This is a genomic window from Aeromonas sp. HMWF015, from assembly GCF_963878965.1.
Taxonomy (GTDB): Bacteria; Pseudomonadota; Gammaproteobacteria; order Enterobacterales; family Aeromonadaceae; genus Aeromonas; species Aeromonas veronii.
Genome location: NZ_CAWNZT010000324.1, coordinates 1 through 884 on the forward strand (window position 1 = coordinate 1; position 884 = coordinate 884).

Annotated in this window: 2 protein-coding genes; both read left to right on the top strand. The window is 60.0% G+C overall.

Going from position 1 to position 884, the window contains the following annotated elements; all coding sequences use genetic code 11:
• Window positions 1–315 (top strand): tellurite resistance TerB family protein (locus AACS18_RS16155; RefSeq protein WP_146184781.1); only part of this gene is annotated, 315 nt, incomplete at its 5' end.
• Between the two features lie 153 nt (window positions 316–468).
• A partial coding sequence (locus AACS18_RS16160; protein WP_181363303.1) for a GNAT family N-acetyltransferase occupies window positions 469–884 on the top strand: 416 nt, incomplete at its 3' end.

Consider the following 884-nt stretch of genomic DNA (forward strand, 5'->3'; position numbering starts at 1 on the left):
GCCCGGGCCGATGGCCATATCGACGGTGCCGAGCGCCAGAAAATTCAGGAGTACCTGACCGAACAGGGCCAGAGCGATGTCGCCCGCTGGATTGACGCCGAGCTGGCCCGTCCCCTCGATCCCCACGCGCTGGCGCGGGAAGTGACCGATATGGAGCTGGCCACCGAGGTCTATCTCGCCTCCCTGCTCGCCATCGAGGTGGATCACTTTATGGAGCGCGGTTATCTCGACGAACTGGCCCGCGCCCTCAAACTCGATGACAACCTCAAGGGGAGCATCGAGCGGCAGGTGGCCCAACTTAACGCCCCCGCCTGATATCCCTCATCGCCATGGATTGCCGATAACGCCCCGCTTAAGGGGCGTTGTTGTTTTTGCAGCTCGTCAAAGATGCGGATGAGCCTATTTGGAATGCGGGGCACAGCCCCTAAGATGGCGCATGACCATCACCCTTTTTGCAAGGAACAACCGTTGGAGATACGCAAGGCGACCGAACTGGATATCGACGCCATTGTCGAGCTGAACCGGCAGATAGGAGAGATCCACCATCAACACTATCCCGAGGTGTTCTGTCCCCCTTCGCCAGAGGAGCGGGCATTTTTGCTCGATGCCATTGCCACAGAAGGGCGTCTGTTCTGCGTTGCCGAGCAGGATGGCAGGGTGGTGGGCTTTTTGACGGCGCGGATCGACATCAATGAGAGCGTGCCGTTTCTCAGCAAGCTGCCTATCTGCCGGATCGGCTCGGTGGTGGTGGATGAGCAGCACCGTTCTCGCGGGATTGGCAAGGCGCTGATCGCCCATTGCGATGAGTGGGCCAAGGCCCGTGATGCTCAGCAAATCCGGCTGGAAGTGATGGCCTTCAACGAGCGTGCCAAAGCCCTCTACGA